At 31.4% G+C, this 6,494-nt stretch carries 8 protein-coding genes and 1 pseudogene; 4 read left to right on the top strand and 5 right to left on the bottom strand.

Annotated elements, in window-relative coordinates:
* Nucleotides 1–315: biopolymer transporter ExbD (locus RMN92_RS08295; protein WP_309609002.1), on the top strand; the 315-nt coding region annotated here is incomplete at its 5' end.
* 325 nt (nt 316–640) lie between these two features.
* Here the strand turns inward: RMN92_RS08295 and RMN92_RS08290 are convergent.
* From RMN92_RS08290 to RMN92_RS08270, 5 genes are all read right to left on the bottom strand, one after another.
* Nucleotides 641–1,510: a hypothetical protein gene (locus tag RMN92_RS08290; protein WP_309609001.1), complete on the bottom strand. Its 870-nt coding sequence runs from the start codon at nt 1,508–1,510 to the stop codon at nt 641–643.
* 296 nt (nt 1,511–1,806) lie between these two features.
* Nucleotides 1,807–1,953: a hypothetical protein gene (locus RMN92_RS08285; protein ID WP_309609000.1), complete on the bottom strand. Its 147-nt coding sequence runs from the start codon at nt 1,951–1,953 to the stop codon at nt 1,807–1,809.
* The gene (locus RMN92_RS08280) at nt 1,946–2,446 is read right to left on the bottom strand and encodes a hypothetical protein (RefSeq protein WP_309608999.1); all 501 of its coding nucleotides are present in this window, start codon (nt 2,444–2,446) and stop codon (nt 1,946–1,948) included. Before RMN92_RS08280 ends, RMN92_RS08285 begins: the two co-directional genes overlap by 8 nt.
* A gap of 292 nt (nt 2,447–2,738) precedes the next feature.
* Nucleotides 2,739–3,089 (bottom strand): hypothetical protein, encoded by a 351-nt coding sequence (locus tag RMN92_RS08275; RefSeq protein ID WP_309608998.1) that lies wholly within the window; start codon nt 3,087–3,089, stop codon nt 2,739–2,741.
* A gap of 12 nt (nt 3,090–3,101) precedes the next feature.
* The gene (locus RMN92_RS08270) at nt 3,102–3,836 is read right to left on the bottom strand and encodes a DUF6261 family protein (protein WP_309608997.1); all 735 of its coding nucleotides are present in this window, start codon (nt 3,834–3,836) and stop codon (nt 3,102–3,104) included.
* A 358-nt stretch (nt 3,837–4,194) separates the two neighbouring features.
* On the opposite strand from RMN92_RS08270, the gene RMN92_RS08265 reads away from it, so the two are divergent.
* From RMN92_RS08265 to RMN92_RS08255, 3 genes and pseudogenes are all read left to right on the top strand, one after another.
* Nucleotides 4,195–5,046, top strand: coding sequence for a hypothetical protein (locus RMN92_RS08265; RefSeq protein ID WP_309608996.1), 852 nt, complete (start codon nt 4,195–4,197; stop codon nt 5,044–5,046).
* A gap of 84 nt (nt 5,047–5,130) precedes the next feature.
* Entirely contained in the window at nt 5,131–5,613 is a 483-nt protein-coding gene (locus tag RMN92_RS08260; protein WP_309608995.1) for a DUF4280 domain-containing protein, read from the top strand.
* Nucleotides 5,614–5,625: 12 nt separating this feature from the next.
* Nucleotides 5,626–6,494: pseudogene (locus RMN92_RS08255) on the top strand (hypothetical protein); the annotation flags it as partial.

Here is a 6,494-nt window from a genome sequence, read left to right as displayed (position 1 = left end):
TTTCTCATTATATCCACATTGGCAAACCCAAATGTTATAAAAATGACATTGCCAAAAGCCAAGAATAACGAAAAAACCAACAAGCAACACATCACACTTTCTGTAACTGCCGAAAAGAAATTTTATCTGGACAAACAAGAAGTTTCATTCGACGAATTGGAAGCCACTTTATTATCAAAACTCGGTGAAACCAAAGACCAATCGGTTGTGGTTAGAATACCTTTTAACTTGCAGGTTCAGGATTTGGTCGATGTATTGCAAATAGGAGTGAAGAACAATTTAAAATTTGTAATAGCCACCAGTTCTGGTAAATAATTTTTTTGAAGCCATTACTTCGTCAGTTTGCTTGCAGCTCGTGTCCTGCTTTCCGTTTCAATTTGTCGTTGCGAGGAACGAAGCAATCTCTCAAAATAATTTATTTTCATTGCTCAAAAGGAGCTTCCTTTGGTCGCTCTTATGGTCAAGAAAATAATATTATTTTTTCCTGCAAAATTTCCACTTCAATCATGGCTAGTGGAGAGTAAACGATATTCAAGGTGTCAAATTTAAGGATTACGGCTATTTTCGAGGTCAGATTATGAGCACAGAATTAAACTCTGTGCTATCGATTGTGGCATATCTGCCAGGTCGAATTGTCAATTTATTTCAATAATGTATTGACCTCATCTAAAATTTCGTTAAATTTATCAATGTCTTTGGAAATACTTGAACTCATTCTAAGCTTAAATGCTGTAATATCTTCATAAGCCATAACAATTTTATTTGCAATAAGATTAATTTCGTTAGCTTTTTCACTTTGCGGAATAAAGGGGAATATTTCATAGCGTAACTTATTTATGTGCTTTTCCACAAGTAATTTTCTACTAATAACAGATTGAGGAAATCCTTCCTTATTGAATTCAAAAACTTCATTATCTCGACTTAATTCTTCAACCCAATTAGCGTAAAAAGTTTTATATTGTCTATTTTCATCCTTGTCATATACTGAAGTGAAAAACTTATTAGATCGTAACAGCTGCCAATCAGAATATATTTGTTCTTTTTCCTTATAATGTTGTCGAAAAAAATCTATTTCAGTAGTGAAATAATTTAAATAGTCTCCAATAAAATTAGAATTAGTTATGAAATTTTTGAAAGTGTCATATTTAGATTTTTTACATAAAAGATAATGACGATTCAAATCGACAATATTTATTCTACTCAAAAATCTATCGCTTAAGGAAGAGTTAAAAATGGGAGTAATAAAGTTATCGTTTGGGTCATTTAAGGATGTATGAAATTGATTTAAATGTTCAATAGTATCAATTATTGAATCTTTTAATATTGGTAAAAATGCTTGAAAAAAAACAAAGGCGTCAGTAGCATCATCTAATTTTTGCCTTCTATATATTCTAAAGGCAACAATAAAACCAAATAAAGTTAGGAATACTCCAATTCCACCAATTAAAATTGACCATTGATTACTATCAAGGCAAATATTTTTATTTATTATATAATATTCTGTATTCATGTTTTAATTTATGTTTCATAAAGTTTTTAGCTGTAAGAAGTTGGCGATTTTGAAGATAAAATTTTCGCTATTAAAAAACTTATCAACTTGTAAATGTTTACGACATCAAAACCACGGATAAAACAATATAAAGTTAAAAATTGAGAGATACGTGACCATCAAAGTATTCCCAAATACTGGTTGCTATAGTTTATAGACAGGCGTAGTTCTGCTTAAAATTACACTTTTTGATGAAATTGAAATTTAGGGTAGCAAAAAAACTTTACGTTTCTTAAACTGGGATTAAATGTAATATTTTACTTTTTCTTTGGCGGTTCAGGTGGATTTTCCATTCTTGGAACATTTCCTTTAATTAATTCGCCATGCGAATCTCTTTTGGTTCTTTCTTGTCTTTCGTAACGTTGACCATTTTGACTTGACCGTTGTTTTTCATCATTATTCATAATAATATGTTTTTAAATAATTATTTGTAGTAATATCTGCAATTTTTGTGAGCTTATTAAATTTTCTAACGTTTAATTTATTGTCCATTTCCTCAATATCTTTTCCAGACTTTCTGAGATTGAAAAACTCTTCGCTGGCTTCTTGATCTAGAATTTTATCATTTAAATATGAATGATATAATTCTTCAAGTCTTATGAGTCTTTCGTAATATAACATTCTTAATTTACTCAAATTATCTAGATCATCTTCTGAATGAATGATAAAGTTTTCAATACTAGTAGCTAATTGAACCAAACCTATTAGAGCGCAAGAAATAATTGTTGGAATCTGAGCTAATTGAAACGCACTAAATATACCACTTGCTGAAAAGAGAAGAGTTAATACCTTAAACCACTTACGATATGTTCTTTGTCTTCGCAAATATAGTATCAAATATTCATCTCCAAATTTTGTATGAACTAAATCATACCAAATCTTATTATTTATTGTCATTACTTATTTTTGATTATCAACATTTTATAAACTTGTTATATTGGGTACTTTCAATTTCACACCTACCAAATTACCATTGATTGTCAATATATAATATCATCCCAAATATAAACCAAAACACCTCAAACCCTCCCTGTATTTATACCTGTTTTTCAAAGGTAATTTTTTCGATACAATATAAATTACGGGAAACCGTATTTTGTTAAACTTTTTTATAAACTTACTTCGGCAATAGACAACTTTTATCTTTCACAAAAAAAAAACGCCAGTAATACTAGCGTTTTTGATTTTTCTAATTCCCTTCTTCCGAATATATACTATCATTATTAATTGTGTAATAATAAATGCACCCTATAGTTAACAATGAAAACAGCGTCAATGCAATAAACAAACCAACTATCGATTGCTTGAACTGTATAACCCAAATACTAAAACAGGTTGCGAAAACAATATAAATTAATACAAGTGTCACAGAAGTAAGTATAATATTTATAAAAAGTTTAAAATAATGATTATTATTATAAGCATTCACAGTCGCTCCTAATTTTTGAAGTGCAGGCAAATATGTTTCTTTACTTTTATAATAATTCATCCAAACATTAAAAAAATTAATAATTAGAGCAATAATAGCTATATAAATCATAATATTTATTTTTTAAACTGTTGGTGGTACATCACCACCATTACCCAAACGCCTAGCCAATATATCTGCAAAATATTTTCTACCATTATTAACAACAGTAAAAGTATCTACAAAAAAAGCAGTGTTTTTGCGCTTTGCCATGACAAATACATATTCTGCCAAATCTTTGTAAGTTGCCAAAATATTTTTTCTGAGCAATTTGGTATCATACACCGCAGTGTTTATAGTCGTAGTGGAGCGGGTGTTGAACGTAGTTTTGAAATTATTGTTTGCCGTTTCCAAATTATTCACATGCGTGGTAAGTCCCAAAGTTTGTACCGCTGGCAAGTAAGTAGCGTTTCGGAACTCTGCAACCAGATTGGCAAGACCCAAGCTTTCGGCTTCAAAATTAGCCGTTTCAATATTTTTATAAACAGTAAGCAATATTTTTAGTAAGTTGTAAGCAGCTTGTTCCGCTGGCTCATCGCTATATCTATAAACCCCAATGGCACGGCGTAATGTACCCAATTTTTTGTCGCGAATATCGTCTTGAGCAATCAGTAGTTCCGTTTCGGCTTTGGCTCTTATCTGCATTAAAGCCAAATCATATATTGGCGATTGGGTTTTTAAGCTGTCATAAAGGCTTTTAAATTCTGGATCTGTGGCTGCATCTAGATTTAAGCTTTCAAAATCTGTTAAAAAACGAATAATAAATTGTCCAGTTTCTAGGTACTGCAAACGTGCAACGTTTAACGTGTAAAGTTTCATAAAATAATTTTTTGTTAGAATTCAAAAGTATTCAAAAATAGTTAACATCAAATACTTTGTGAATATTTTTTCATGAAACTACATTTTTTTATAAAAAACACATCTCATTGTTTATAGTAAACAGAGCAAACTAGGTTTAAAAAAGCCATTGTTTATTGTAGGCAGTCTAAACTACATGTAGTTTACTCCATTGTCAACTGTAGACAGTCTAAACAATATGCAGTTTATATAATTCTCAACTGTAAATAGCCTAAACCATATTAGTTTAAGCTGTCTACAACAGTTGATGGTATAAAAAGCATATGATTGAGGTTATTTATCTAAATTTGCATAGCATTTTCTGAAAACAATACTCTATATGAACAAAGTTCCCTTTATAAATAATCATGAAATTAATCTGACACTTTTTAAAACTATAAAAAACTATGGTATTCTGATTAAAAGTTTAGAAAATAACATATTGAAAACGAACATTCACTACGAAATAGAAGTGGAATGTATTGATCATAAAAATCAACACTTTATTTTTGAAATCAATCAGAAACAAGTTTTTATTAACAATACTGTACCTGACTCCAAAATTGAAAACTTACTGTACAGAGCAGGGCAAACACTATATCCATTGCAACTCAATATAAATAAATACGGACAAATTTCTGGTATTGTAAATTATAAATACATCAAAAAGCGCTGGCTGTCTGAAAAGGAAAATATAAAAGAATATTATAATGGAGAAACTGTTCAAAAAATAATTGATGCTGTAGATGTAATAGTACTAGACGAAAATCAACTACTACAATCGCTATATAAAAATTGGTTTTTCACTCTGTTTTTTTCACCATTATACATAAGTTACACAGATGCTTTAAGCCGTTTGGTACAAAGAGATTATCCTATTTTTGGCGACAAGTCTGCCAAGTTCGAAGCCATCCACACCATAAATGAAAACTGCTCGCCCACCAACAAAATTATAATTAATGCCAAAGGTAAAGCTACAGATAATAGAACAATTGATGAAGTATTGAATGGAGATAGCGTTCTGAAATATGAATTATCAAATGTCACATTTTCACCCATTGAATCTGAATTGGAAATAGAATATTCTTTGAACGCTACAGATAGGAGTGTTTTTTTGATAACGGCAAATTTTAAAACCAAGATCGATAAAAATAATAGTAAAACTACAATTGTTGAAATTTGCGAATTGTAGACAAATAACATCTTTAAAATTAACAAGTTAAGCAGTAAAAACTTATTTTTACAAAAATATCGAATTATTAAACAAAACTAAAACATGGCTGAAAAACATTACGTAGTACAAAGCGCGACTTGCCAATGCAAGTTTAGCGAATCTCCCCAAACAGATGTATTGAAGGTAAAAACTCAAACCATGCACTTTGCCAACGATGAAGGCGAAGAAAAACTGGTAGCCACAAATAAAGATATTGGTAAAACTTTGGAAAAAAATACTTTTGGCAAATGCAAAATGCAACCCTCTAGTTCTGGCTATTTGCCTTGTCAAGCCATCATTACGCAATGGACTGGATTTTACGAAAAAGTAACCTACGAAGAAAACAAAGGCAATCCACTTCTAGAAAGTAGCAAAGGCACTTGCCCAATAGGAGGACCAGACTGCATTTCCATTAAAAACCATGGGCAAACAGCAGCTATGACCAAAAAAAATGCCGAAAGCAGCAATCCTGAAACTTTAAATCAATTATTGCCAGGATTTAATATGGATGTGGAAAGAGGAATAAGAATAATTGAAAGCAAATAAACAAACGAAATTATGAGCCAAAAATTAAAAATAAAATTATTAGCACCACCGAGCGATGCCAAATATGATAAAGGTCAATCAAGTCTAATTTTAAAACAAGCAGGTGATTTTAGTGTTGCCATAGAAAGTACAGATAGCATTGAAGCCAAAACTTATGCAGATGTAGAGTGGTGCTGGCAAATAGTGAGCAAAGGAAAAAAATACAATTACAAAGCAAATGAACTAATAACAAGTGAGGCACAAGCCAATTTCAGGAGTGGATTAAATTTACTTAAAATTAGTTTTCCAAAGTTTCTTGAAGGTGGTGGGTTGTGTTGGTTGGAAGCCTTTCGATCGGAAAATAAAGATGCCAAACCACCTGTAGTTGCAGACCCACCCACAGGAAGTGCAGGCGATGGAATTTATGTACAGGCTACAGGCATTCCTAAAATTATTGCTGCCGAATGGAAAGACAGAGATGAAAATAAAATTACCAAACCAGTAGCATACGGTTCAACAGTCTATTTGCACATCTACACCGAAGCGCTGTTTGACCAATATATAGAAGTGCAACTTCGTGATACTGCGATGACAAATGCAGATTTAACACCAACTCCAATTAAAAAAGACAGCGATGGTCAAGTTATACAAAGTTTAGACCTTAAACCACTCAAACGCTTTACCCGAAAAGTAGATGTAGTAACTTTCAAACCAGAAAGCAAACCACAAACCAAACCACCAAGTGGAGCGCAAACAGGCTATTTGTCTACCCATAAATTAAATTCAAAAACACAAGTACTCCAAGAAGCCAATGTTCAAAAGTGTGTATTTGAAGTTTTTATAGAACAAAACTGGCAGTTTCAGGGTGCGGGGAAATCAAATATATTTGACTTTGGACGTAC

The organism is Flavobacterium sp. (assembly GCF_031363805.1).
Taxonomy (GTDB): domain Bacteria; phylum Bacteroidota; class Bacteroidia; order Flavobacteriales; family Flavobacteriaceae; genus Flavobacterium.
This window is presented reverse-complemented; position numbering and strand designations above follow the sequence as displayed.